Below are 24,806 nucleotides of genomic sequence, written 5' to 3' on the forward strand. Positions count from 1 at the left end.
AGCATGGGCGGGGTCCTCGTGCGCTGTACAGCGCGATGCTTTGTTGGGGTTAGAGTGCGGGGGTGAGCAACGGTGTCATGAGGCCGCCTCCGGAACCGGCCGTCGCGGGGCTTCCCGTGCGCTGGCGGCCTCGGGCCCTTCCCCTGGAGCCCGTGGCCGTGGCTGGCGTCGGGCCCGTGGCGCTCGCGCTGGGACAGCGTGCTTCGCGGGCCGGGGACGCCGTGCTCGCGTCGTGGACCGGTGTCGCGGGTCCGGACGTGCTCGTGTTGCTGGGCGCATCGGATTCACTGCCGTGGGTGGATGGCGCGGTGTACCTGGGACGTGATCCGCTGGCCCCCGCGCTGCTCCTTCCCTGCGCGCTGGAGCCGGATGTGGCGCCTTCGCTGCTGGAGCGCGCGCTGCTCGCGGGGCGGGGCCATGCGCCGCTCGCGGTGCTGCCGGGGACTGGCGTGCTCGTCTCCGTCGCGGCGGCCCAGCCTGTCGCGCGCGCTTCGCTGATGGCGTGGTTGACCCCGCCGGAGGCGGCGTCGTGAACGCGTTGCCTCCCTCGCTGCGCCCCTGGGCGGCGCAGCTGGCGCTCTTCCCGGAGGACCTGGCGCGGCACCTGGGACAGCACGTGGCGCGGCTGTCCGCGGCCGTCGGGACGCTGCGGCCTCGCGGTGATGCCGACGGTGGTGAACCCCAGGGCTATGACGGGCTCGCGCGCCGGGGGCCCTTCGACCGGCTGCTCGTCAGTGAATGGCTCTGGGCCCTGGAGGCACCGGAGGAGCTGGTGCGCCGCGCGGCGTTCGGCGAGCTGTCGTTCCTCAAGCCCGCGTTCCGTCAGCCGCAAGGAGCCCGGCGCACCGTGGTGCTGCTGGACGTGGGACCGGATCAACTGGGCCTGCCGCGCATCGCGCACCTCGCGTTGCTGGTCGTGCTCGCGCGCCGCGCGGAGGCCGTGGGCGCGGCGTTCACCTGGGGCGCGCTCCAGACCGGCCCTGCTCGCGCCACCCATGAGGGGCTGGGCGGCACGTCTTTGCTCGCGTGGCTTGAAGCCCGCTCCAACGCGCCCGCGTCCGCGCTCCACCTGGCCGCGTGGCGCGACGCCCTGGAGCTTTCCCAGGCGCCCGAGGACGTGTGGCTCGTGGGCTCCTCGCGACTGGGCTGCCTGGAGGGCGCGGCGGGGATGTCCCGCGTGGAGGTCTCCGAGCCGATGGAGCCCGGTGCACACCGGCTTGCCGTGGACGTGCGGCCCGCGAGCCGGGAGCAGCGCTCGGTGGTGCTGGAGCTCCCACCGCCGGACGACTGTCTGCGCCTGCTGCGCAATCCCTTCGCCTCCAGCCGGGCGTCCTCCGAATGGCAGACGCGTGGCGCGGGCCAGCGGATCGTGAAGTTTGCCTTCGCCGGGGACGGCCGGCGCGTGCTGCTGTTCTCCGCGAATGGCGGCGTCGAGGCCCTGGCGGTGCCGCACTCTCCGCGCGCCACCGTGCCCAAGCCCCGGCGCATCTTCGTGCATCCCGGACAGCAGGTGGTCGCCGCGGGATGGCGGTCCTCGGGTGGATTGCTCGTCCTCGCGAGGCACAGGGACAGCTACGTGATGCACGGACAGGTGCGCACGCCGGAAGGCCTTCGGAGGGCGCGCTACCACGCGGTGGAGAACCACCCACAGCCCGCCATCGAGGAGGGTGCGCCCCCGTCGAGCCTCATGAGCTGGGTGGATCCGCGCGGGTGGGAACGCGTGTGGCTGCGGGACGGCCTGGGACGGTTGTTCTCGCTGGTGCCTCCGTCGCCTGGGGGGACCTCGGCGCTGATCCAGGAGGAGGAGGCGGTCTCCGCCATGGCGGAGGTGCGCTCGCGCCCGCTCTGCGTGCTGCGGCCCCAGAGCTTGGGCAAGGGGCGGGCAATCATCTCGCGGCTCAAGGTGCTGGGCGAGGAGCCGGCCCGCTTCGTCCCCATCAACGCGCGGCACGGGGAGGCGCACTTCGGCTATTCGCCGTCGGAGGCGCATCCCGAGGCAGGGCTGCTGGCGGTGCGTGACAAGGAACTGGAGTGGAAGCTGTTCCTGGCCACGGGCGTGACGGTCGTCCCCGTGCCGGAAGGCTTCCGCGTGGTGGGCGTGGTGCAGCCGCCCGCGCCGTCCCCGCCCGGCCTGGTCGCGTTGCATCCGGATCAACGCTCCTTCCACTTCTTCTCGGGGCAGGCACCCCGGACGCTCGCGGTGGCCAGCGGCCCCGTGGTGCAGGCCTCGGCGAGCCATGGGCAGCCGGTGTTCGGATGGCTGACGCGGGCGGGAGAGTTCGTGTTGTGGGACCTGATGGAGCAGACGGTGTTGTACCGCTCCGTGCCGGAGGCCACGCCGTGAGCCCCGCGCTGGAGGCCGTGCGTCCTCGGGTCCAGGTCCACCGGGGCACGGTGAAGGTGGCGGCGTACTGGTTCCACCCGGCGATCCTGGGCGAGGCCGAGGCGCGCCGCCGCGTGCTGGAAGCCTGGAGGCCCGGCGCCACGGTCTGGGCGCTGGCGGGAGGCCACCTGTTGAAGCTGGCCACGCCCGGCCTGTGCGCCGTGGAGTCCGCGCCCGGGTTGCCACTGGTGCTGGAGTCCGGAGTGCTCACCAGCGCGCCGCTGAGCCCGAAGGAGCGCGAGCGATTGGCGCCCCCGGTGGACGCCGTCGTGCTGGTGCACGCGGGCATCGCGCGGATGTACGGGCCCTGGGAATTGCGTCAGGTGGATCCGGGCGCATGGCTGGACGTGTCGGAGTGGAGGCACGTGAGCGTGAAGGGGCTGGGCGCGCCGCCGCCACCCGTGAAGGTCGCGTTGGAGCCCGTGCCTCCACCCACGCGTGAGCGCTTCGGGCCCGGCGTGCCCGCATTCGCGCCCGAAGCGGAGCGCATGCTGGCGCGCATGGCGGGGCGGGAGGTCCCTGCGGTGCGCGAGGGCTTCTTCGCGCGGCTGCGTCGGGCCTTCCGCCCACAGACGGAAGGCGCACCGGGAAGCACGTTGGCCCCACGCCGCGCGGGATGGCTCGACTGGGTGCGGAGCATGTTCTCCGTGACCACGAACGCTGCATCCACCTCGGGCACCAGCGCACAGCCCGCCGAACCCCAAGGCCCGGGTGCTCTCGAACAGCTCAAGGAGTGGATGCTCCGCAACACGCTCCTGGGGCAGCTCGTGGGCCAACGCAAGGGCGACTACCTGCGCCACCTCTTCGAGCTCTTCGAAGAGGGCAACCTCGACGAAGCCCTGCGCCACGCCATCCCCCTGGGCAAGGACCTGGATGCCCGCGCGAAGCTCGCGCTCGGGGTCCCCGGTCCTCGTGAGACGCTGCGCATCCAGCCCCGTGGACGCGGTGGCGCCGCGCAAACCTTCGGCGGCGGTCCCGCCGTGTTCGATGCGCTGCGCGAGCGCTACCGCGAGACCTTCCGCCGCCTGGAGCGCGAAGGCCGCATCGACGAGGCCGCCTTCGTCCTCGCGGAGCTGCTGGACGCGGCGGAAGAAGCCGTGTCCTTCCTGGAGCGCCACGGCCGCTTCCTGCTCGCGGCGGAGCTCGCCGAGGGCCGCAACCTCGCGCCGGGCCTCGTGGTGCGCCAGTGGTTCCTCGCGAAGGACGTGGAGCGCGCGGTGGCCATCGCGCGGCGCTCGGGTGTGTTCGCGGACGCCGTGCTGCGCCTGGAGAAGACCCATCCCACGCAGGCCCAGGCCCTGCGCCTCTTGTGGGCGGAATCGCTCGCGGAGGCCGGAGATTGGCCTCGCGCGGTGGACACGGCATGGCCGGTGGCCTCCGCGCGGCACGTGGCGCGCGCCTGGGTGGAGCGGGGCATCCAGGCCGGTGGCATGGGCGGCGCGAAGCTCCTGGCGCGCCTGGCCCTCGGGTTTCCGGACGGCTTCGGTGCCGCGCGAAAGGACATCCAGACCCTGCTGTCGGACGACACGCCCCTGCGCGCTCCGGAGCGCCTGTCCTTCGCCACCGAGCTGCTGCGCGAGAGCACCTCCGATGCCCGGAGCGCGCTCCTGGTCCCCACCGTGCGCGCGCTGATGCGTGACGAGGCGGTGGAAGGGCTCCCGTCCAACGCGAAGCTCCTCCAGCAGCTCCACGCGCTCAAGGATCCGGCACTGGCCGCGCTGCGCACGGACCTGCCGACACCGCGCCCCTCCACCCGGGAGTCCTGGGCCGCGTCGCCCGACCTGCCGAACGTGCGCGTGTGGATGGACCGCAGCCACGCGGGCGCCCATGCCGTGCATGACGCCGTGGTGCTGCCGGGCCGGCGCGTGCTGCTCGCGCTGGGAGAGGCGGGCGCGCGGCTGGTGGGCCCGGACGGACGCACGCTCGCGGGCTTCGACGTGCCGGCGTTCTCCCTGGTGCTGTCCGAACAGGGCAACCGCGCCCTCGCGCTCGCGCGCCGGGGCGACCCCTGGCGTGTGTCGCGTCTGGATTTGATGGAGCGCCGGGCTTCGCACTGGTGCGACCTGGAGCTGGAAGCGTGGGCGTCCACCTACGATGGCGAGCGGTGGTTCACCGCCGCGCGCAACACCGTGAGCATGGTGGACACGCTCGCCGCCGAGCCGCGCTCGCTGTGGCGCGTGCCGGACGTGGGCGGCACCGTGCTCCTGATGGCCGTGGACGCGAAGCACCTGTCCTTCCTTGTCCTGCACCTCACCCCGGCCCAGGTCTTCGAGCGGGTGGAGCGCTGGTGCTACGAACTGCCAGGCGGCCCTGTCCTGCGCGGGCGCGAGGACATCAAATCGCTGCGGGAGTCACCGGCCTCGCTCGCGCTCACGCCCGACGGTGAGGCGATGGTCGGACGCATCGTCGTCTCCGAGGAGCTCGACCTCGGCCCCTGGCCCTACCTGGCCCCCGTCGTCACCCGGCGCTTCCACCTCCCGACCTTTCATGACTCGAATCGCGTGGGCGAAGTGCGCACGAACTCCTGGCGCGTGACGCGCTTCCAGAAGGACGAACTGCACACGGCTGTCCTGCGAGACAGCGCCAACCACGCCCGTGCCACGGTGGAGTTCTCCGGCACGCCACCCCAGGTCGTCCGCCTCACGGAGGACTGGTGCGTCGTCCACGACCTGTTCGGCCGCGTGGTGTGGCTGGACCTGCACTCCGGTGAGGTCCACCGCGTGCCGGTGGTCTGAGTCTTCGCCTCAGGCGCAGCGCAGGTGGCTGGGCACGATGACGATGTTCGCCGTCAGCGCGCAGGCGGTGTCATCCACCTCCAGCACCACGCGCACGCCCTCCACCGTCACCAGCAGCGAGGGCTGCTCGCTGTGCAGCGCCATCAGCCACGACGACGCCAGCGGCAGCTCCGTCGCGGACAGCTCCGCGGCCCGCAACAGGTGCACGCGCACCGCGTGACGCACCGGGGCCGGCAGGGCATGCAGCGCGTAGAGCGATTCATCCGATAGCCGCAGCGTGTACGGCAGGCGCGGCGGCTCCGTCGGGCGTCCGGGCAATTCGCGCAGCCGCTCGGACAGGGCCCGCACCAGGGCATCCGGCTCGGGCGGCTTGTGCAGGAAGCCCACCACCCCGTGCAGCGGCACCTCCGGCGTCCCGCCCGCCGAGGACATCATCATCACCGCCAGGTGCCGCAGCCGCGCGTCCGTGCGCAGCTGGCCGTAGACCTCCCAGCCATCCACCCGGGGCAACACCAGATCCAACAGGATGAGGTCCGGGTGCTGCGCGCGCGGGCGATGACGCAGCCAGTCCAGCGCCTCCGCGCCGTCCGCCACGGACGACACCACGAAGCCCGCTTCCCGCGCCGCCCGGTCCACACCCTCCCGCCAGGACCGGTCGTCCTCGACGAGCAACAGGTGATGGACTCCCAGGGCCATTCCCCGATTCGACCCGCTTTCCCTCGGGGTCTTGAAGCGGCCCTGGGGCTGTCGGGCTCCACAGCGTCGCCTGCCCGACAGTGCGTCCCGGGGACTGTCTTCCCTCAACGCCCGGCCGCTGACCCCTCCAATCACCGCCCCACTGTCATCTTGCAGTTGGGCTGTAGATGAACACCCTGGGCGGCGCACATGGCCTACCGCTGCCAGCTGGAACCGCCGGTGGTGCGAGCGCTCACGGCGTGTACGCCCGCGGTGCGTCAGGCCCTGCAATCGGAGCTGGGGGCCCTCGCGAGCAGGATGCTGTCCCTTCCGGGGACGAGGCGGGAGGGGGCCGTGGTGCTCGCCTGCGGCTTCCAGGTCCGCTACCGGGTGGAGCCGGGCGCGGGGCTCCTGCGGTGGACGGCCCTGTCACCGCTGGTGCTGGTCCGTTCGCCTTCCTCCTGACAGGCCACCAGACGGTCCTTGTCGCATCGGGAGCGGGGGCCTAAAGCGGAGGAACGCTTCCGTCCTGGCCGACCCTCCGGGTCCCCTTGCCCCACGAGCCGCGCACCGTGTCCCTGCCCCTGGCCGACTTCCTCTTCCAGTCCCGCGACGTCCTGCAGGACGCATGGCTCCACGAAGCCCCCGGCACCGGCGACACCTTCTCCCATGGTTTGTCCGCGGTGGCGGCCCGGATGACGAACCCGGACGCGCGCGTCTCCGACGCCGTGGCGCGCGAGCTGTCGCTGCTGGTGCAGGGCTCCAACGGGCACCCCACGACGACGAACTTCCGGCGCCTGCGCGACACGGTGCTGCGGATGTGGCGCGAGCAGGGCGGCGAGGACCCCGCCCAGGTGGAGCGCTTCCACGACGCCGTGGACGCGGTGGAGGCCGCGGCGCTGGAGGCGCACGTGCAGGCGCGGATGCTCGCGTCGCGCGAGGCGGCGGAGGCGGCGCGTGAGCAGGGCGGGGCCCCGGACGCGGCCGGCCCCCGGCGCTGGGAGGACATCTTCACGCACCTGGGCGTGGGCGTGGCGGTGATGGGCGCGGATGACAGCGCGTTCGTGGCCGCGAACCCCGCGCTCGCGCGCATGCACGGCCAGCCCGTGGAGTCGCTCAAGGGCCTGCGGCTGGAGGACCTGGTGGCCCCCGAGTCCCGGGGCGCGCTGCCCCGGCACATGGCCGCCGCCAGCTCCAAGCCGTTCCACGAATACGAAGCGCTGCACCTGCGCCGCGACGGCAGCCGCTTCCCCGCGTTCGTGCACGTGACGTCCCTGCGGGACGCGACGGGCCGCCGCGTGGGCCGCGCCGCCACGGTGCTGGACATCACCCAGCGCCGTCAGGCGGAGGCCGAGCGGCAGCGCCTGCTGGCCACCATTGAAGCGGAGCGCGCGCGGCTGGCGGCGGTGCTGGACCAGCTGCCCGCGGGCGTGCTCATCGCGGAAGCGCCCAGCGGCCGGCTGCTGCTGGGCAACCGCGCGCTGGAGTCGCTGTTGGGCCAGCCGTTCCGGCCCTCGGCCAGCCTCGCGGACTATGAAGCGGCCCACCAGATGTTCACCGCGGACAACGAGCCGCTGTCGGACGACGCGTGGCCCATGGCGCGCGCGCTGCGCACCGGTGAGACGCGCCAGGCGGAGCCGCTGCAGGTGCGCCGGCCGGACGGCACCACCGCGCACCTGTTGGGCTCCAGCGCGCCCGTGCGCGACCGGGACGACCAGATTGTCGCGGGCGTCGTCACGCTGGTGGACGTCACCGAGCGCCGCCGCGCGGAAGAGGCGGCCCGGGAGGCGGCGCAGTTCGGCGAGCGGCTCATCGCCATCGTCAGCCACGACCTGAGAAACCCCCTCAACGCCATCCAGCTGTCCGTCACCAAGCTCTTGCACGGCGACGCGCTCCAGGAGCGCGACCGCAAGGCGGTGTCCCGCATCGCGCGCTCCAGCGAGCGCATGGCGCGGATGATTTCGGAGCTGCTCGACTTCACCCGCAGCCGGCTGGGCGGCGGCATCCCCATTGAGCGGGTGCCCGGCGACGTGCGCATGGTGGTGCGCCAGGCGGTGGAGGAGCTGGAGGCGGCGTGGCCGGAGCGCACGCTGACCCTGACGGTGGGCCCGGGCCGCTACGACGGCTCCTGGGACGCGGACCGGCTGCTCCAGGTGGTGAGCAACCTGGGCGGCAACGCGCTCCAGTACAGCCCGCTGGACTCACCGGTGCGCTTCACGCTGTCGGACGCGGACCAGCACGTGGTGCTGGAGGTGCAGAACGGCGGAGACCCCATCCCGCCGGACCTGCTGCCGCGCCTGTTCGACCCCTTCCGGCGAGGCGCGGGCGGCAACACGCACGGCGGCCTGGGGCTGGGGCTCTACATCGTCGAACAGGTGGTGAAGGGCCACGGGGGCCGCATCGAGGTGCGCTCGCGCGCGTCCGAGGGCACCGTCTTCCGCGTGACGCTGCCGCGCGAGCCGGCGCGGCCTGCCCCGGCTTCGGGCGCGGCTCAGTAACCGGCGGCTAACTGCGACTGCGCGGAGGAGCGGAACGGCTCCAGCGCGCGCATCAGGTCGTCCAGGTCCAACGGCTTGGGGATGGACGCCCGGATGCCCTGCGGCACGGGGCGGGTGGCGCCCGCGCCCGACACGACGATGACGGGCAGGTTCTTCAGGCGCGGCTCCTTCTGCACGCGCTCCATCAGCTCCCAGCCGCTCATCACCGGCATCATCAAATCCAGCAGCATCACGTCCGGCGTGGGGCCCTTGCGCAGGCGCTCCCAGGCGTGCAGGCCGTTGCCGGCGACCTCCACGGCGAACCCTTCCAGCGTGAGGAACTCCTCCAGCATCTCACGGCTGTCGACATGGTCTTCCACGAGGAGGATGAGGCTTCGCATGGCAACCGGGAGCCTCCCCCCGTCCGCCCCCGTCCGCAAAGGCCCTGTGTCCAGGGAACGTCCAACCCTGGACGGTAGGCCATTGGCAATGTGCAGCCCGCGCCACTCCGGGTGCCTTCGAGGGCAGGCGGCCAGGCCCATGCCCCCGGAAAAACAGAAGGGGCCTCCCCCTTCCCGGCGTGGGAAGGGCGAGGCCCCGTCGGGGCTCCGGCTCCAGGGTCTGTTCAGCCCCGGTACTGGTGCACGGACATGATGGGGTAGTTCATGGACGTGTAGCTGATGCGCTGCGAGCCGTCCGAGTTGATGTTGTTGGAGCCGATGAACTGGGCCTTGCCGTCCTTCCAGCCCGCGAACATCACCACGTGCTGGCCGCTGCCCACCTTCATGGAGACGACGTCGCCGGGCTTGGCGTCCTTCAGGCTGACGCGCTGGAAGTTCGGGTCGCGGTCCAGGTTCGCCTGGAGCGTCATCACGGAGGCGCTGTGCTGGCTGTCCTTGATCTGCCCGGCCTGCTCCAGGCACGCGGAGACGAAGTTGGCGCAGTTGACGTTGTTGGGGACCCAGTCCTCCATGTCCGCGCCCACGCCGCTGCCCTCGAGCTTCAGCGAGCCGGCGTTCTTGCCCAGCTGCGCCACCGCGATGTCGAACGGGCTGCCACCGGGGCCGCGCGTGGCCGGGCCCGCGCCACCCGGAGGCGCCGACACGTCGCCCGCGCCGCTGTTGTTGGCGCCGGCGCTGCTGCCGCCGCCGCGCACGCCCTGGCTGCCGGACTCGAAGCTGTCGCGCGAGCCGGGGATGTTCAGCGTCTTGCCCGCGTAGATGAGGTCCTTGTTGGTGATCTGCGGGTTGGCCTTCATCAGCGAGTCCACGGACGTTCCGTAGCGCTGGGCCAGGGCGGAGAGGGTGTCACCAGACTGGATGCGGTAGCTCATGGGGGGCTCCTAGAGGGGAGCAGTGACCGAGGTCACCGGCTGCGATTGTTTCCATTCTCGCCGTTCAAGAACGGGTGTTGCGTCCCTCGCCCGCTTTTCACTTCAAGCGCGCACATGGAGGCGAGAGGACACACCCGGAGCGGAATCCCGGTGCCCGGGAGCGTCGCACCGGCGGCAGGGCCCGCCCGGGGCCTCTTGGCGCGGTGCGCAATTTTCAGGGATTTAGCGGCCCGGGGCGTGGTGCTTGAACGGGTGGGAGGGGCCGCGCATGGTGGCGGGGTGACGACCATTGCTCATCCCGACTTCACGGCGGCGCGGTTCGCCAGCTTCCCGGACGCGCGCTTCACCCCGGCACCGGCGGACGGCGTGCTGCCGGAGGGCTTCTTCACGACGACGAACCTGCCCACGTACGTGCGGGTGGACGGGCGGTGGCGGATGCCGCGCGAGCCGCGCATGGACGGCGCGCTGGTGCAGGACGCGCAGGGGGAGCTCTGGGTGCGCGAGGGCCGCCGGGTGCGCGCGGGCGAGCGCGTGGTGGTGGGCAAGGCGGAGGACGGCAGCGAGGGCGTCTACGTGAACATGGCCTACCTGGCGGAGGGCGGGGAGGGCGAGTTCAAGTTCATGACGAGCGAGGTGTCTCGCGAGAAGCCCATCGACTACGCGCACATGGCGCGGCTGCTGGTGGAGGAGCGCGAGCGCGGGGGCTATCCCATCTGGGTGACGGGGCCGGCGCTGGTGCACTCGCGGGCGCGCGCGGACATGACGTGGTTCGTGGAGAACGGCTTCGTGGGGGCGCTGCTCGCGGGCAACGCGGTGGCGGTGCACGACATCGAGGCGTCCATCTACGGCACGACGCTGGGCATGAGCGGCGCGGGCGAGGCGACGTCGGGCGGGCACGGGCTGCACATGCGCGCCATCAACAAGGTGCGGCAGGCGGGCTCCATCGCGAAGGCGGTGGAGGCGGGCATCATCACCAACGGCATCATGCACGCGTGCGTGAAGCACGGGGTGCCGTTCGTGCTGACGGGCTCCATCCGGGATGACGGGCCGCTGCCGGACGTGGTGACGGACAACCTGGCGGCGCAGGACGCGATGCGCAGGCATGCGGTGAAGGCGACGATGGCGGTGCTGGTGGCCACGGCGCTGCATGCCATCGCGACGGGGAACATGCTGCCCGCGTTCGTGACGGAGAAGGACGGCTCCTTGAGGGAGCTGCCCACCATCTGCGTGGACTCGTCCGAGTTCGTGGTGAGCAAGCTGAAGGACCGGGGCACGCACCAGGCCTTCGGCGTGGTGACGAACGCGCAGGACTTCATGCACATCCTGCGGCTGTACGTGGAGCGCGAGCTGGCCGCGCGAGGCAAGGCGCCGAAGTCCTAGCGCTGGCTGAGGGCCGGGACGGAGACGGGCTTCCACGGAGCGCTCGACAGTCCGCCCTCGGTGCCGAAGAGGGCGGAGTCGCCCTCCGGGAGCACGGCGTAGACGCGCGGATCCGCCAGCCGGGGCAGGGCATGCACGGCTCCGGTGCTCGCGTCGAAGTACGACGCTCCGAGCAGCGTGCCCACCAGCGCTCCGCCGGGCACGAGCGCGGCGGAGACGATGGCCGGGGAGGGCAGGCCAGACGCGGTGCGCACGCGCGTCCACTTCGCGCCGTCGAAGTAGTTGAAGCCATCCTGGCAGGTGCCCGCGACGGCGCGTCCCTCCGAGTCGGTGGACAGCGCGGTGATCCAGTTGTCGGTGAGGTCGCGGCCGTCGTGGAAGCGCTGCCACTTCGCGCCGTCCCAGCGCAGCAGGCCCCGGTCCTCGCTGCCCATCCACAGGAAGTGGCCCGAGGCCTCACCGACGGAAGGATGCTTGCTCCACTCCGTGGGCAGCGGCACCCGCTTCACGAGGGACAGGGGCGCGGTGCCGGGAGTGACCAGGGACACGCCCCGGCCGTCCACCAGCGCGACGCCGTCATCCATCCGGGACACGTTGAGCACGGACAGCTTGCCCAGCGCCACCGGGTTGCGAGCCCCATACGCCACCTGCGTCCACGCCTTCCCGTCGTGGAAGCCCAGGCCATACGTGGTCGCGACGTAGAGGTTCGCACCGTCACTGGTGATGCCCAGCACCTGGTTGCTGGGGAGCGAGGGCGTGCGGACGGTCTGCCACCGGCCGTCCTCGCGCTGCCAGCACGCGCCCCGGTCGAACGTGCCCACCACGAGCCGCCCCTGATGCCGGGCCAGCGCGGTGATGTGATTGCCGCAGATCTGCCCGGTGGGCGTGGCCCGTTGCCACCCCTTCTTCCCCTGGAAGAACACGCCGGAGGTCCGAGTGCCCGCCCAGCCCTCGCGCAACACGGTGGCGTCCTTGGGGACGCTCGCGGCCTGGAGCGGCACGGACTCCGTCTCCCACGCGTGCACCTCGCCGTGGCTGCCCACGATGCGCACGCCCTGCTCCGTCACCGCGAACGACAGCGGCCCGGTGGGCACGTCGCGCAGCGCGGAGAGCCGGCCGCTGGCGCTGATGGAGAACGCGCCCTCGGTGGTGCCCACGTCCACGCCGTCGCGAGTGTCGGAGATGAAGCGCACCGGCCCCGGCAGGGACCACGCGCGCTGGGTGCCCAGCTCGAACAGGCGCCCCTCCGCCGTGCCCGCGAAGCGCGGTGAGAACGCCGTGTACGTCGCGCCCGGCGTCAGCACCGCGGCCAGTGACTCCAGCCGGCTCACGTAGTCCGGCGTGCTCGCGTCTTCGGCGGGAGGCAGGGCCTGCCAGCGCACGTCCAGCACGGGCGTCACGTGGAAGCGGGCGTCCAGCGACACCAGCCCTTCATCCGTGGCGACGAAGAGCCGGTCGCCCGTGGACTCCAGCGCGCGGCAGAAGTGGCTGGGCAGCCCGTCCTCCACCGTGAGCACGCGCACCGGACGGCCCGTGGGCGTGAACAGCTCCAGGCCGCCTTCGGTGCACGCGACGACGTGGCCGCCAAAGGGCTCCAGGTCATGCACGGTCTCGGTGTTGGTGACGGTGGCGGCCAGGGTCAGCGCGGTGAGGGTGGAGAGCATCATGCGCCACCCCTATTGCGAACCCCGGGCCAGCCGGTGTGTGTCTCCCGAGCCGCACCTGTTGACCTGGTCGCCCTTTCACGAAGAATGGGCGCGCGGAGGGGTCATGCTGCGTTCTGCTTCTTCCCTGGCGATGGGGCTCGCCCTCGTCCTCTGTGCCTGCGCACCGGTTGACCCGTGCGATGCCGTCTACTGCGGTCCGGGCCGCTGCGATGCATCCTCCGGAGAGGCCGTGTGCGAATGTCCCTACGGCTACGTCCAGGCGGACATGACCTGCAAGCGGAACCTGCGCCACGGGGATGACCATGGGGACTCCATCGATGCCGCGACCCCCTTGGAGTTCATGGCGCTCAACGAGGTGAAGAGCGCGGTGCTGGACACCGTGGACGACGTGGACGTGTTCTCGTTCCGCGTCACGGCTGGTCGCATCTACCGGTTCAGCTGCCGTCGCTTCCTGGATGAAGGCTACGAAGGCACCGACCCGACCTGCGTGGTCGAACTCCTGGACGCGGACGGGCGCACGTTGCCGGGCTCGGCGGGCTCAGGGTCGCCCGGGTACTACCGGGCGTCCGTGCTCGCCACGCAGGATGGCACCGCGTACGCCCGCGTGAAGGGCTTGTTCGCCCCCACGATTCACCGCTCCTACGATTACTCGCTGGTGGACCGGGGACCGGACGACTTCGGGGACACCCTCGCGGAAGCCGCCCGGTGGTCCGTCGGCAACAGAGTCTCGGGGAACATCGAGCCCTACGGCGATGTCGACGTCATCGCGCTGGACCTCGTCGCGGGCCACACCTACCAATTGCTTTGCAGGGCTGACGACTACAACAACTGCGGCATGCGAGTGCGCGGCCCCGGGGGCGAGGTGCTGTTCCAGGCGGGCGACCTCTTCAACCTCCAGGTGATGCAGAGCGGCCGTCACACGGTCGAGCTGTTCTTCATCACGGGGCCCCGCTTCTCCTTGTGCGTGGGACCCTACACCTTCTCCTCCACCGACCTGACGCCCTGAGCGCCAACGCGGCGCGCTCCGGAAAGCGCGCCGCCCATGGGCTCGGACGCTCCGCTAGAACGACTCTTCCGGCACGTCCATCAGGTCCAGGTTGCCGTTCTCCACCATGCGCGCGGCGTGCGCGATGCCGGGCAGCACCTCGTGGCAGTACCAGCGGGCGCTGGCCACCTTGCCGCCGTAGAACGCCTTGTCACCGGGGTTCGACTTCATCCGCTCCAGCGCCACGGCCGCGTGACGCACCAGCAGCCAGCCGATGATGACCTCCGCCACCGCGAACAGCACGCGGTTGCCCTGGAAGCCCACGTGGTAGACGGACTCGCCCAGCTTGCCCATCAGCGTGCCGAGCAGCGTCTGCAACTGACCCACCGCCTCGCCCAGCGCGGCGCGCTCCGTCTTCAGCTCCGGGCCGCCCTCGTCGCCGTCCGCCGTCGCGCGCACGCGCTCCAGGAGGCCCATCAGCGTCGCGCCGCCATCGCGCGCCACCTTGCGCATCAGCAGGTCCAGCGCCTGGATGTGCGTGGTGCCCTCGTAGAGCGAGTCGATCTTCTGGTCCCGGATGTACTGCTCGACGGGGTAGTCCGTCAGGAAGCCCGAGCCGCCGTGCACCTGCAGCGACAGGGACAACAGCTCATACGCCTTCTCCGAGCTGTACCCCTTCACCAGCGGCAGCAGCATGTCGTTGAGCACGTCCGCCTCGCCCGCCGCGGTGGAGCGATGGCCGCCCTGCAGCTCCACCTGGTCCTGCACGGACGCGGTGAACAGGGCCAGCGCGCGCAGGCCCTCCGCGTGGGCCTTCTGCGCCATCAGCATGCGGCGCACGTCCGGGTGCTGGAGGATGTTCACGCGCGGCGCCGTCTTGTCGCGCGCCTTGCCCAGGTCGCTGCCCTGCACGCGGTCCTTCGCGAACGACAGCGCGCGGAAGTAGCCCGCGGACAGCGCGGCCATGGACTTGAGGCCCACCGCCATGCGCGCGTTCTCGATGATGTGGAACATCTGCCGGATGCCGTCGTGGACCTCACCCAGCAGCAGGCCGCGCGTGGGCTTGCCGTCGCCGAACGTCAGCTCGCACGTGACGGACCCCTTCAGGCCCATCTTCTTCTCCAGCTTGGTGCACACGACGTTGTTGTGCTCACCCAGGCTGCCGTCCTCGTTCACCCAGTACTTGGGCACCACGAACAGCGACAGGCCCTTGGTGCCCGGCGCCGCGCCTTCCGGACGCGCGAGCACCATGTGGATGATGTTCTCCGCGATGTCCGACTCGCCGTTGGTGATGAAGCGCTTGACGCCTTCAATCTCCCAGACGTCGCCGTCCACGTGACGGGCCTTGGTGCGCGCGGCGCCCACGTCGCTGCCCGCGTCCGGCTCCGTCAGCACCATGGACCCGCTCCAGCGCTTGTCCAGGATGTGCGGCAGGAAGCGCTTCTTCTGCGAGTCCGTGCCCAGCTTGTCGATGACGCGCGCCAGCAGGTTGCCCAGCGTGAAGAACGCCAGCGCGGGGTTGCTCCCCAGCAGCAGCTCGAACGCGGCCCAGCCCAGCGACGGCGGCGCGCCCAGGCCGCCCAGGTGCGGGGGCGTCTCCAACAGGTGCATGCCCGCGTCGTAGTACGCGCCCATCGCGGCCTTGAGGCCGGGGGGCAGCTTCACCTCGCCGTTCTCCAGCTTCGGCGGGTTGTGCTCGGACTCGTCGAAGCTCTTCGCCAGCTCCTGCGTGCACAGCTGCGCGAACGTCTGCAGCGTCTGCCGGGCCGCCGTCTCGTCCAGGTCCCCGAAGGGCGCCTTGCCCAGCGACGTGTGGCCGATGTCCAGGAACTCGAAGAGGTTGAACTCAATATCGCGGAGGTTGGGCGTGTAGTGCAGGGACGACGACATCGAAGGACTCCTCGCGGCCGGGTGCGAAATGAAACAGCCCCGCGCCAGTGAAGGCGCGGGGCCAAAGCGGACCGCCAGGGTACCCGAGATTGATTCGCGGGTCAGTCCTGCCGGGCGTGGATGACGCGCAGCGTCTCCCGGCGTTCGAAGCGGTTGCCGGCGGCGTCGCGGGCGACGAACACCAGCTCGTAGGAACCGGCGGGCGTGCCCTCCGGGATGACCAGCTTCTGGGTGAAGCGCAGGCCGTCCGTCGAATCGAGCAGCTGCTGATCCTCGCCGAAGAGGTCGCCGTACACGCTGACCTCCTGCGTGGCCTCCACCGCGTCCACGTCCAGCGTCAGCGTGTCACCGGGAGCGAGCTCCTTCTGTGAGAGGACGACGTCGAAGTCGTTGCCCTTGGAGTCCAGTCGGTAGCGAACCTCGTTGCGCTCCACGCGGCCGTCCGCCAGCTCCGCGATGATGAACACGGTGTAGTAGCCATCCGCGACGCCCAGCGGCACGAGGAACCGGCCGCGCCAGGAACGGGTGAGGTTGTCGAACGTGAGCGGCTTCACCAGGCCGAAGGGGAAGTACGCGGTGACGCGGCGGGCGTTGCGCGGGGCGCGCACGGAGATGATGGGGTCGCCGGGCGGAATCTCCTCGCGGCTGAGGGCGCCCGCGACCATGCCATCGGGCAGCTGCACGGGGACCATCTCGCGGACCGTCTGGCCGTCGGGGTTCGTGCGGGCCACCTGCTCCACCGCGACGAAGGACGTGTAGCGGCTCATCAGGTGGTACTGGAGCGCGGTGTCGGTGATGCCCTGGATGATTTCGGGCGTCTCGCCGCGGTAGCCCTCCACGGTGAGCTCCTCGATGCGCTGGCGGGCCCAGAGGCTCTTGAGCGAGTCGTGCTCCGGGGCGACCTCGGGGAAGTGCACGGGCACGTCGAAGTGGCGGACCTGGCCACGAACGCGGCCGGAGATGCGCAGGACGCCGTCACCGGTGCCGGTGAACTTGCCAACAAGGAACAGCGGCTGGCCGGCGAAGAGGTCCGGCACGGACTTCGGGTACACGTCGCTGACGGGCAGGCCGTCGGTGTCCACGTTGACGGAGGTGAGGACGGGGCCGCGCATGCGCCGCTCGAACTCGCGGGCGACGTCTTCCTCGGGGCGGTTGAGGTTGACGAGGGTGGAGGCGCCGCGGCCCACTTCGCCCATCTTGGTGACGAGGTAGCGGTTGGTGCTGGAGCCCACGCCGGCGGAGAAGATGCGCGTCTCCTCGCGCAGGTGGGACTGGATGGTGGCGAGCACGCTGTCGTCACTGCCGATGAAGCCGTCCGTCATGAAGAGCACCATGCGCAGGCGGGCAGGGTCGTTCGGGGGGACCATGGCCTCCTGGGCGGCGATGCGCACGTCGGTGCCGCCACCGCCCCAGAAGTTGGCGACGTAGGGCAGGGCGCTCTGGATGTTCTCCGGCGAGGCGGGGACGGCGGTGGGCGCGAACTTGGTCACCTGCGTGTCGAAGTTGAGGACCTGGAAGGTGTCCTCCGGCATCAGGTGGGTGAGGACTTCCTTCGTGATGGCCTTGGACTTTTCAATCGCCAGGCCGGACTGCGAGCAGGACGTGTCGAGCACCATGTAGAGCTCGCGCGGGACGATTTCGCGCTGGGTGGGGGACAGCTGCGGGTTGAGCATCACCAGGAAGTAGCCGTGGTCCGCGCCGGGGTCGCGGTGCATGAGGACGGCGGGGCGGATGAGCGCGTCGGCGACGACGTACTCCAGGATGAAGTCCTTGTTGGGGATGCGGTCATCGCGGCCCAGGCTGACGGTGGCGCGGGAGGGGCCGTCGCGCTTCACGTCCACGCGGTGGGTGGTGGAGCGCAGCGAGTGGACGGGGACGCCCGCGTCCAGGCGCACGGTGAGCTGGATGTCATGGCCGCTGCGCGTGTCGAGGTTCACCGGGGGCGAGATGCGGCTCGCGTCGGGGACGCGGGTGGTGTCGGGCTCCACGCCTTCGCCCTGGCGCGTGGGCAGCGGCTCGCCGCCGATGAAGCGGGGGCCGACGACCATGGGGAAGCTGAAGCGGTAGGTGCCGGCGTCGTAGGTGAGGCGCTCCACGTAGTGGATGCGCACGCGGATGGTCTCACCGGGGAGGATGTTGGCGACGGACTGGGTGAAGATGTTGGGGCGCTCCTGGTCGAGCAGCGCGGCCGTCTTGCCCTCGGCCTTGGCGCGCTCGTAGGTATCGCGGGCCTGCTCACGGGTCTGGATGACGCCGGTGATGACGCGCTCGCCGATGTGCATCTCCATGCCGTCCACGGCGGCCAGCTCCGGCAGCGGGAAGACGTAGAGCGCTTCGAGGGGCGAGGCGTAGGGGTTCTCGAACACCTGCGTCACGGTGACGGACGCGAGGAAGCCGCTGATCTCCGCGTCGACTTGCGTGTGCTTGAGGCTGAAGGTGCGCGGCTCGGTGTCCGGGCACGCGGTGTCGGGCTGCGCGCGGAAGCGCGCCACGAGGGTGCCCTGGGCGACGCCCGCGGTGGGCGAAGCAGCCGGGGGACAGGGTTGCTGGGCAGCGGCCGGGGTGGCCAGAAGACAGACGAAGAGCGCGGCGAGCAGGACTCGCATGGTCGGGAACCTTGGTTTCAGGGTGTGCCCGGGGACATTGCAGCCCCCGGGCCAACCCTGGTTCCCCTCTGGGAAGGCAGGTCGTGTGGCCGTGAAGCCACACAGCCGTGTGTCAGCCGCCCTTGAGCTGCAGCGTGGGCACCGCGCCCTCGCCGAGCACGAGGTGCACCTGACCCACCTTCGCGGCCAGGTCCTTGTACGCCTCCAGCTCCTTGAGGCGCACGAGCAGCGGGTTCTCCGCGAGCACCTTCGCCGTCTGCGCCATGGAGCGCGTCGCCGCCGTCTCCTCTCTCCGCAGGATGACGTTCGCCTCCGCCTCCTTCTGCGCCTGGATGACCCGGTTGAGCAGGTCCTTCATCTCCTTCGGCAGCACCACGTCCTTGATGCCGAAGCGCAGCAGCTCCAGGCCCACGCCCTCCGCCCCCGACTTCACCTGCGCGTACAGCTCCGTGGACACGGCCTCTCGCGCCGCCAGCAGTTCATCCAGCGTGCGCGTGGACACGGCCTCGCGCGCAGCGAGCTGCATGGCCAGGTAGAGGATTTCATCCGGCGCTCGCGCCACCACCGCCAGCCGCCGCGCGTCCACCACCCGGTATGCCGCGGACAGGTTGAGGCGCAGCGTCACGCGGTCCTTGGTCATCACCTCCTGGCCGGTGACGTGGAGCAGCTTCTCGCGCAGGTCGATGACCGCGAACTGCACCTTGTGCGCGACCGTCCACGCCGCGTGCCGGCCCGGAGGCAGCACTGCATCCAGCACGCCGTCCACGTAGCGCAGCGCCACCGTGCCCTCCGTGGCCGTGGTCTCCACGTAGTCACTGGGCGGAATCAGCGCGCGCACCTCGTCCCGCGGGGGCTCCGTCGCCACTCCGGACACGTCCACGCGCTCGACTCGTACCGTGGGCGACTCGGGCCGACCGGTACGACCGGGCAGCCGCTGCGCCGTCCACACCTGGTGCTGACCCCGGCCCAGCCACCGCACCGGCTGGCCGTGATGGAACACCACCGCGCGCTCGTCCGCGCCCAGCTCCACCACCTGGAGGTCCTTCTCCGGCACCAGCGCGAGCTTCGCTTCATCCAGCCGGGTGACGGGCGGCTCCAGCGGCACGCGCTCGAAGCGGACGTTCTGGAACGGCCGCACCACCCAGTGCCGGCCCGGCCCCAGGTACTGCTCCGCCTTCCCGTTCACCACGACGAACAGCCGCTCGTTCTGCGCCACTTCCACCCGACCGATGCCCATGACACTTCACCTCGACGACAAGAAAAGGAGAGCGGCCCGGCTGCTGGAGAAAAGGACCCCGCCGCCCCACGGGCGCGTCGCGCGAACAGACCGTCCGGATCCGCGTTCAGCCTCCCGAACCTCCGCACCGGATGCCGGTCACGGACGGCGGCCGGAGAGACTTCCTCCGGAGGCCCTGGCGACCGGCCCGTGTGCGGCGTGGGGAGGTGGACGCGGTGGACTCGCGTTGGCACCAGCGAAAAACGACGGGGTCCCAGGCGAACGAAGGATTCGAACCTTCGACACCGAGATTATGAATCTCGTGCTCTACCGTTGAGCTAGTTCGGGTTTTTGCCCAGCAAAGGGCAGCCATGCGCGCCTCACGGTATGGCGTGCGACCGGTGCGGCCTTCGATTGCGGCGGGAACACCCGGAAGTGATGGCCGTGAGGAACGTCCGAATCCCATGCCCCGGCGCAGAGCGCCCCCGCATGGAACCGGACGCCTCGGGACAACCCCGTGCGCCCCCTGAAGCTGCCGACGGGGCCTCTGGACGCGAGCGGGCGCGAATCCTGACGGCGCATGTCTCAAGTGCTTGGGCTCATGTGTCCAAGGACCGCGCGTTAGATGCGCCACCTGGGAGGACCCATGAAGCGGGCCGTGTTGCTGGGCATGTGCTGTGCGCTGTTCGGGGCCTGTGGGGAGGAAGGCGCCGTGGGCATGGACGCCGGAGTCGAAGACGCCGGCTGGCCCATGGGGTCCGTGGAGCTGAATATCTCCATGGGAGAGGACCCCTGCCCGGTGGCGACGGCGACGGTGACCATGAATGCGGGAGATCCGAGCCGGCCGGTCCCGAGTATCGGGCCCCTGCCGCTCAACGTGCGGGATGGCGTCATCCAGGGGACGACCTTCATCGACGTCTATGCGTCGCAGGCCTGGTGGGTGCAGGTCCATGCCTATGACAGCAACGGCGTCAACGTGTGCTGGGGGCAGGACCCGTTCATGACCGTGTATGAGGGACGGGTGACGCGCGTGGACATCGAGGTCGGGTGCCTCTGGCCGCATTGCCCCTAGCGGATGCGCCTTCAGCCGCGCGTCACGTCCCACCAGCCGAACCACATCACGCGCTCCTCGGCCATCAGCTCCCAGCCGGGCCCGTGCGCGTAGTCGCGCACCCGCAGGCCCGCGGCCTCCACCGCGCGCGCTGTCTCCTCCGCGCTCCACAGGTGCAGCGTCACGTCCGTGTCCGCCGTGCGCACCCGGCGCATGCGCTCCTCGTGCGCCTCCAGCCCGGGCCTGCGCTCCAGCACCGTGAACAACATCCGCCCGCCCGGCTTCAGCACCCGGCCCACGTGCCCCAGCACGCGCGGCAGGTCGTCACAGAAGTCCAGGCAGCCAATGGCCAGCGCGACGTCGAACGTGCCCAGGTCCTCCGGCACCGGATCCATGTAGCTGTGCACGCGCCACGCGCCGGACGGCCTCGCGCGCTTCGCCAGCTCCAGCATCTCCGGCGCCAGGTCCAGGCCCACCACGTCCACGGACGCGTCCAGCCCGCGCGTGTGCAGCGCCGGGCCGCAGCCCACGTCCAGCACGCGCATCCCGGGCTTCAGCGCGTCCGCGAGGAAGCGCTCCACCCGGTCGCCGTAGCGGTGCAGGGACGGGTAGAGCACCTCGTAGGCGGAGGCGATCTCCCCGTACACCCGCGCGACAGCGGCCTCTTCACTCCTGCCGCTGTCCCCTGCCTCCGTCATGTCGTGCGCTCCTCGAACACAAGGTGCGCACGCAATATCACGCGACGCCGTTGGACCCCGGTCCAGGCTTGCGGAACACCGCCAGCGACCGCCCGGCCATCTCGAACTTCCCGGGCTTCATCTCCTCGTCGCCGCGCTGGTCGTCCGCCGTGTACAGCTCCAGCCGCCACGCGCCGCCTTCACCCGGCGGCGGCACCGTGAAGGTCACCGTGTCGTGGTGCGCGTTGAGCAGCACCAGCAGCGAGTCGCCGCTGACGCGCTGGCCGCGCTCGTCCGGCGTGGGGATGGCGTCGCCCCCCAAGAGGAACGCCAGCGAGCGCACGAAGGGCTTCTGCCAGTCCTCCGGCCCCATCTCCGAGCCGTCCGGCCGGAACCACGCCAGGTCCTTGTGCTCGGACTCCCACAGGTGCTCGCCCTGGAAGAAGCGGCGGCGCTGCAGCACCGGCTGCCCGTGGCGGAAGTGGATGAGCTTGCGCGTGAACTCCAGGAGGTCCAGGCGCGTCGTGTCCAGGTTCCAGTCCACCCACGACAGCTCGTTGTCCTGGCAGTAGGCGTTGTTGTTGCCCTTCTGCGTCCGGCCCATCTCGTCGCCCGCGACAATCATGGGCACGCCGGTGGACAGGAAGAGCGACGCCAGGAGGTTGCGCTTCTGCCGCTCGCGCAGGGAGATGATGTCGGTGTCGTCCGTCTCTCCCTCCACGCCGCAGTTCCACGCCTGGTTGTCATCCGCGCCGTCGCGGTTGTGCTCGCCGTTGGCCTCGTTGTGCTTGCTGCTGTACGTGACCAGGTCGTGCAGCGTGAAGCCGTCGTGCGCGGTGACGAAGTTGATGGACGCCTGCGGACGCCGGCGCGCCGCCGCGAACAGGTCCGCGCTGCCCGTGAGCCGGTAGCCCACCTCCGCGGCCTGGTTCTCGTCGCCCTTCCAGTACTTGCGCAGCGCGTCCCGGTACTTGCCGTTCCACTCGTGCCACGGCGACGGGAAGCCGCCCACCTGGTAGCCGCCCAGCCCCACGTCCCACGGCTCCGCGATGAGCTTCACGCGGGAGAGCACCGGGTCCTGGTTGATGATCTGGAAGATGGGCGCGTTCGGGTCGTAGCCGCCCTTGCCGCTGCGTCCCAGCACCGTGGCCAGGTCGAAGCGGAACCCGTCCACGTGCATCTCCTCCACCCAGTAGCGCAAGGAGTCCACGATGAAGCGCGCCGTCTGCGGGTTGGAGGCGTTGAGGCTGTTGCCGCACCCGGTGAAGTCCAGGTAGTGCCGCGCCTCCGGCATGGTCCAGTAGTACGACGCGTTGTCGATGCCCTTGAACGACAGCGTGGGCCCCAGGTGGTTGCCCTCGCACGTGTGGTTGTACACGACGTCGAGGAGCACCTCGATGCCCGCCGCGTGCAGCGCCTTCACCATGGCCTTGAATTCCGCCACCGCGCCGCCCGGCGTCTTGCGGCTGGCGTAGCGCTGCTCCGGGGAGAAGTAGTTCAGCGTGCTGTAGCCCCAGTAGTTCGACAGGCCCTTGTCGTTGAGGAACGAGTCGTCCGCGAACGCCTGCACCGGCAACAGCTCCACCGCGGTGACGCCCAGCTTCTGCAGGTGCTCGATGATGGCCGGCGAGCCCAGGCCCGCGTACGTGCCGCGCTGGTGCTCCGGCACGCCCGGGTGGCGCATGGTGAGGCCGCGCACGTGCGCTTCGTAGATGACCGTCTTGCGCCAGGGGATGTCCAGGCGCCGGTCATTGCCCCAGTCGAAGAAGTCGCTCACCACCACGCCCTTGGGCATGCCGGCCGCGCTGTCGCGCTCGTCGCGCATCAGGTCCTTCTTCGGATGGTCCAGGGGGTAGCCGAACACCGGCTGCTTCCAGTCCACCTCGCCGTACAGCGCCTTGGCGTAGGGGTCGACCAGCAGCTTGTGCGGGTTGCAGCGGTGCCCCTTCTCCGGCTCGTAGGGCCCGTGCACGCGCAGGCCGTACAGCGTCCCGGGCTCCAGGTCCGGCACGTAGCCGTGCCAGACGAACTCGGTGCTCATCGGCAGGTCGAAGCGCTCAATCTCCTTCGTGGGGTCCGCCCGGTCGAAGAGACACACCTCCACGCGCGTGGCCACCTGTGAGTAGACCGCGAAGTTGGTGCCTGAACCGTCGAACGTCGCGCCACGCGGCCAGGGCTTGCCCGGCCAGATCTCCCGCTTGCTGCTCATGCGTCTCACTCGATTCCGTGGGGAAGGTGCCCGCGGAAGGTGGGTGCGACTGCGCTGTGCGGCAAGACGTCCGGGTGCGCTGACTGTCCACCGGGCAGCGCTTTGGCAAGGGGTTGGTGCTGAAACAATCTCCTGCGTCAGGCGGCGACGGCGTGATCCAGCGAACGCCAGGTGCCCAGGGCCCAGTCCTGCTCGTCCGGATCATCGAAGCTGACGACGCAGAGGGCGCGGCGGTTGCCGGAGCGGCACAGGGCCGTCAGCCGGCACTCGCCGGGGCCCACGTGCAGGGACGCGCGGCCGCTGACGCGGGCGCCGTGATGCTCCAGCTCCAGGGCCTTGCGCTCCGGGCTGGTGGGCGCCAGCTGCTCCTCCGCGGAGTCCTCCAGGGGCACCACGCGCACGGTGCGCCGATGGTCGCGGGCCACCCAGCTGCCGTCCTGCAGGCGCGCCTCCGCCAGGGAGCCGGGGATGCGAATCTCCCAGCCTTCAGGCAGCACCACCTGCACGGAGCCGCGCCGGTAGCCGATGGACGGCCCCACGCCGGGCGACTCCAGCGCGCGGCGGTGCACCTCCTCCGCCACCGTCCCGCCCATGCCCAGGTAGCCGAGCACCTCCTGCCACTCGCGCCACGGATAGGGGAGCGAGGGGTCCTGGCGCCACGCCTGCTCCAGGAGCCGCGCCACGTCGCGCAGGCGCTGGCGCTCCTCTTCCAGGAGCGGCGGGCGCCACACGACGTCCGTCCACAGGCGGCACAGGGCGCGCGTGAAGCGCTCGCGCGCGTCCACGCCGGGGTTCCACCAGGGGAACACGTCCATGCCCTGGCGCGGCTCCTCATGCACGGTGCGCAGCCAGTGCTCGTCGCGAGGCCCCAGCGGCGTGAGCAGCGCGCCCGGGTGCTGGAAGGTGTGGCCAAAGCGCATGGACAGCGCGAAGCCGGAGCTGCCCAGGCTGCGCATGCGCAGCACCTGCCCCACCGAGTGCTGGAGCCAGCCCAGGAAGTGCTCCTCCACCGGCCCCGCGTCGCCGGAGTGGAAGTAGCCCGTGGCGTCGCCCACGCCCACGTCTTCATCGGGCGGAGCCCAGTCGATGCCGTGGTGGTCGCCCAGGGCCTTGAGCAGGTCCACCAGGTAGCGGTGGTAGCCGGGGCCCGCGGCGCTGGTGTCCGCGGACACGACGATGCGCTCCTGCGTCGCCGCCAGGAACAGCACCTCCGCCGCGGCCGGGTGCAGGCGCAGGCGCAGCATGGGCGCGCCCTGGGGACCGTCCTCGATGAGGCTGCCCTCCAGCACGCCTTCGGCCACCTGCTGGACCCACGTCTCCACGCGCTGCAGCCAGGGCAGGGACGCCTCCGGGGGGGCGAACAGTGGCTGTCTTGCTCCTCGTCGGCCTGCCAGCAACAGCTTCATGCGATGGACGCTTTCGGTGGTGTGGGTGCGCGCTGCCTGGACCTCTTTGGATAAGCCCCAGGTCGCTCGCTGTCATCCAAGACACACGCATTCGGGGCCGGGGGGCAGGCGGGCGG

18 protein-coding genes and 1 tRNA gene are annotated in these 24,806 nt (G+C 71.0%); 8 read left to right on the forward strand and 11 right to left on the reverse strand.

Going from position 1 to position 24,806, the window contains the following annotated elements; all coding sequences use genetic code 11:
- The first annotated feature begins 77 nt into the window (after window positions 1-77).
- From D7X96_RS25020 to D7X96_RS25030, 3 genes are read left to right on the forward strand one after another with little or no spacing between them, the layout of a single operon-like run.
- Window positions 78-533 (forward strand): bpX5 domain-containing protein, encoded by a 456-nt coding sequence (locus D7X96_RS25020; RefSeq protein ID WP_120548403.1) that lies wholly within the window; start codon window positions 78-80, stop codon window positions 531-533.
- The gene (locus D7X96_RS25025) at window positions 530-2,344 is read left to right on the forward strand and encodes an LpqB family beta-propeller domain-containing protein (RefSeq protein ID WP_121770907.1); all 1,815 of its coding nucleotides are present in this window, start codon (window positions 530-532) and stop codon (window positions 2,342-2,344) included. Before D7X96_RS25020 ends, D7X96_RS25025 begins: the two co-directional genes overlap by 4 nt.
- The gene (locus tag D7X96_RS25030; protein WP_121770897.1) at window positions 2,341-5,118 is read left to right on the forward strand and encodes a bpX6 domain-containing protein; all 2,778 of its coding nucleotides are present in this window, start codon (window positions 2,341-2,343) and stop codon (window positions 5,116-5,118) included. Before D7X96_RS25025 ends, D7X96_RS25030 begins: the two co-directional genes overlap by 4 nt.
- A 9-nt stretch (window positions 5,119-5,127) precedes the next feature.
- On the opposite strand, the gene D7X96_RS25035 is transcribed toward D7X96_RS25030, so the two are convergent.
- Window positions 5,128-5,814 carry a response regulator gene (locus tag D7X96_RS25035; protein ID WP_121770898.1) on the reverse strand — a complete coding sequence of 229 codons (687 nt, stop codon included), beginning with the start codon at window positions 5,812-5,814 and terminating at the stop codon, window positions 5,128-5,130.
- Between the two features lie 189 nt (window positions 5,815-6,003).
- Between D7X96_RS25035 and D7X96_RS25040 the strand changes: the two genes are divergently transcribed.
- Entirely contained in the window at window positions 6,004-6,258 is a 255-nt protein-coding gene (locus D7X96_RS25040) for a hypothetical protein (protein ID WP_120548407.1), read from the forward strand.
- Window positions 6,259-6,365: 107 nt separating this feature from the next.
- Window positions 6,366-8,291, forward strand: a complete 1,926-nt coding sequence (locus D7X96_RS25045) for a sensor histidine kinase (protein WP_244219708.1) — start codon at window positions 6,366-6,368, stop codon at window positions 8,289-8,291.
- Here the strand turns inward: D7X96_RS25045 and D7X96_RS25050 are convergent.
- A complete protein-coding gene (locus tag D7X96_RS25050) occupies window positions 8,285-8,671 on the reverse strand; it encodes a response regulator (protein WP_120548409.1) in 387 nt (128 codons plus the stop codon). The two genes, D7X96_RS25045 and D7X96_RS25050, sit on opposite strands and share 7 nt — an antisense overlap.
- 224 nt (window positions 8,672-8,895) lie before the next feature.
- Window positions 8,896-9,603, reverse strand: a complete 708-nt coding sequence (locus tag D7X96_RS25055) for a LysM peptidoglycan-binding domain-containing protein (protein ID WP_120548410.1) — start codon at window positions 9,601-9,603, stop codon at window positions 8,896-8,898.
- A gap of 279 nt (window positions 9,604-9,882) precedes the next feature.
- On the opposite strand from D7X96_RS25055, the gene D7X96_RS25060 reads away from it, so the two are divergent.
- Window positions 9,883-10,983 (forward strand): putative NPN-dependent ornithine cyclodeaminase, encoded by a 1,101-nt coding sequence (locus D7X96_RS25060; RefSeq protein ID WP_120548411.1) that lies wholly within the window; start codon window positions 9,883-9,885, stop codon window positions 10,981-10,983.
- On the opposite strand, the gene D7X96_RS25065 is transcribed toward D7X96_RS25060, so the two are convergent.
- Window positions 10,980-12,650, reverse strand: coding sequence for a ligand-binding sensor domain-containing protein (locus D7X96_RS25065; protein WP_121770899.1), 1,671 nt, complete (start codon window positions 12,648-12,650; stop codon window positions 10,980-10,982). The two genes, D7X96_RS25060 and D7X96_RS25065, sit on opposite strands and share 4 nt — an antisense overlap.
- Before the next feature lie 103 nt (window positions 12,651-12,753).
- Between D7X96_RS25065 and D7X96_RS25070 the strand changes: the two genes are divergently transcribed.
- Complete coding sequence (locus D7X96_RS25070) at window positions 12,754-13,656, forward strand: hypothetical protein (protein ID WP_147468392.1); 903 nt, start codon at window positions 12,754-12,756, stop codon at window positions 13,654-13,656.
- A 54-nt stretch (window positions 13,657-13,710) separates the two neighbouring features.
- Here D7X96_RS25070 and D7X96_RS25075 read toward each other — a convergent pair whose 3' ends face one another.
- The 4 genes from D7X96_RS25075 to D7X96_RS25090 form a co-directional block, all read right to left on the reverse strand.
- Window positions 13,711-15,525 (reverse strand): acyl-CoA dehydrogenase, encoded by a 1,815-nt coding sequence (locus D7X96_RS25075; protein WP_120548414.1) that lies wholly within the window; start codon window positions 15,523-15,525, stop codon window positions 13,711-13,713.
- Window positions 15,526-15,626: 101 nt separating this feature from the next.
- Window positions 15,627-18,131 (reverse strand): VIT domain-containing protein, encoded by a 2,505-nt coding sequence (locus tag D7X96_RS25080; protein WP_121770901.1) that lies wholly within the window; start codon window positions 18,129-18,131, stop codon window positions 15,627-15,629.
- A gap of 112 nt (window positions 18,132-18,243) precedes the next feature.
- A complete protein-coding gene (locus D7X96_RS25085; RefSeq protein ID WP_121770902.1) occupies window positions 18,244-19,368 on the reverse strand; it encodes a slipin family protein in 1,125 nt (374 codons plus the stop codon).
- Window positions 19,369-19,623: 255 nt separating this feature from the next.
- Window positions 19,624-19,693: transfer RNA gene (locus D7X96_RS25090), tRNA-Met, on the reverse strand.
- A gap of 300 nt (window positions 19,694-19,993) precedes the next feature.
- Between D7X96_RS25090 and D7X96_RS25095 the strand changes: the two genes are divergently transcribed.
- Window positions 19,994-20,419, forward strand: a complete 426-nt coding sequence (locus D7X96_RS25095) for a hypothetical protein (protein WP_121770903.1) — start codon at window positions 19,994-19,996, stop codon at window positions 20,417-20,419.
- 11 nt (window positions 20,420-20,430) lie between these two features.
- On the opposite strand, the gene D7X96_RS25100 is transcribed toward D7X96_RS25095, so the two are convergent.
- The 3 genes from D7X96_RS25100 to D7X96_RS25110 form a co-directional block, all read right to left on the reverse strand.
- Complete coding sequence (locus D7X96_RS25100; protein WP_120548420.1) at window positions 20,431-21,096, reverse strand: class I SAM-dependent methyltransferase; 666 nt, start codon at window positions 21,094-21,096, stop codon at window positions 20,431-20,433.
- 37 nt (window positions 21,097-21,133) lie between these two features.
- Window positions 21,134-23,284, reverse strand: coding sequence for a glycogen debranching protein GlgX (glgX, locus tag D7X96_RS25105; protein ID WP_121770904.1), 2,151 nt, complete (start codon window positions 23,282-23,284; stop codon window positions 21,134-21,136).
- A 137-nt stretch (window positions 23,285-23,421) separates the two neighbouring features.
- Window positions 23,422-24,690 (reverse strand): hypothetical protein, encoded by a 1,269-nt coding sequence (locus D7X96_RS25110; RefSeq protein ID WP_120548422.1) that lies wholly within the window; start codon window positions 24,688-24,690, stop codon window positions 23,422-23,424.
- Window positions 24,691-24,806: the final 116 nt, after the last annotated feature.

It is taken from the genome of Corallococcus interemptor, assembly GCF_003668875.1.
Lineage (GTDB): Bacteria > Myxococcota > Myxococcia > Myxococcales > Myxococcaceae > Corallococcus > Corallococcus interemptor.